General features: G+C 46.1%; 2 protein-coding genes. One reads left to right on the forward strand and one right to left on the reverse strand.

The window, feature by feature from the left end:
• Positions 1-277: 2Fe-2S iron-sulfur cluster-binding protein (locus PX481_RS18400; protein ID WP_288095362.1), on the forward strand; the 277-nt coding region annotated here is incomplete at its 5' end.
• Between the two features lie 81 nt (positions 278-358).
• Here PX481_RS18400 and pyrG read toward each other — a convergent pair.
• On the reverse strand, positions 359-1,504 hold a 1,146-nt coding region (gene pyrG, locus PX481_RS18405; RefSeq protein ID WP_288095364.1), incomplete at its 5' end, for a glutamine hydrolyzing CTP synthase.

The raw sequence follows: 1,504 nt of genomic DNA on the forward strand, positions 1-1,504 counted from the left end.
AACACAAACGATCGAAGTTAGGGAAGATCAAACTATACTAAAGGCAGCCTACGATGCGGGGATTGACTTACCCAGTTCTTGCAATGCGGGCGTATGTACTACCTGTGCCGCTCAACTTTCCCAGGGTAGCGTCGAACAAGGAGAGGGCATGGGATTATCCCCCGACCTGCAAAAAGAAGGCTATGCTTTGTTATGTGTGGCCTATCCTCGCTCGGATATTAAACTGGAATCTGGCAAGGAAGAAGTAGTTTATCAACGTCAATTCGGGAAACCCTAGGACAAACTGGGGTTAAGATGACAAATTTTCGGGGGTTTCCCCCCAAAAAACCAGATTTTGAGCCAATAGAACCAGCAAACCCTAACTAATAGCTGAATGCTGACTACTCAGGGAAAACTTTTCCTCTCTACCCTTAAGGGCCGCTTTCATGAAACCAGAAAAGAGAGGATGAGCTTTATTGGGACGAGAGCGAAATTCGGGGTGAAATTGGGTAGCAATAAAGAAAGGATGTTTTGGTAGTTCGATAATTTCCACCAAACGACCATCAGGAGAAGTGCCACTCACCAGATAACCAGTCTCGAAAAAGAGACTACGATAGGCATTATTAAACTCGTAACGGTGACGATGGCGCTCATAGATAACCTCTTGACCGTAGAGGGAGAAAGCCAGACTATCGGGATTTAAACGGCAGGGATAGAGACCTAAGCGCATTGTTCCCCCTAAATCCACCACATCTGCCTGTTCTGGCAGTAAATTAATCACTGGATTGGGTGTATCCTCTTCAAATTCGGAACTATTGGCCCTTTCTAATCGGGCCACATTGCGACCCCATTCGATAATCGAACACTGCATCCCTAAACAGAGACCCAAGAAAGGAATATTATTGACCCTAGCATACTCGATCGCCTTAATTTTGCCATCCACACCCCTAATACCAAAACCACCGGGTACAACAATACCGTCAACACCGCTTAAATGAGCTTCGGCCGAATCGTTATCCACATCTTCAGCACTTACCCAACGCAATTCTATCTCGCTATCAAGGGCAATAGCAGCGTGTTTCAAGGCCTCTACCACCGAGAGATAAGCGTCCCCCAATTGCACATATTTACCAACGATAGCTATCTCTAATTTTTGACTAGGGGATTGCATCTGTCGGATGAGATTTTCCCACTCCTCCAGATGGGGGTATCGGGGACCCAGGTTTAATAATTCTAGGGTTTGTTGCGCTAATCCCTCTTTTTCCAGATTGAGAGGAACTTCGTAGATACTGCTGGCATCCTGAGCAGTAATCACCGATTCCACCGGCACATCACAGAAAGCTGAGAGTTTTTCTTTTAACCCCGGTTGTAGGGGTAGATGACAACGACAGACTAACACATCCGGTTGAATGCCGATCGATCTTAATTCCTTGACCGAGTGTTGCGTCGGTTTAGTTTTCATCTCCTTAGCGGCCGGAATCCAAGGAATTAGGGTAACGTGCATATAAACCACGTTATTTCGACC

This window comes from Microcystis sp. M53603_WE2, assembly GCF_030065435.1.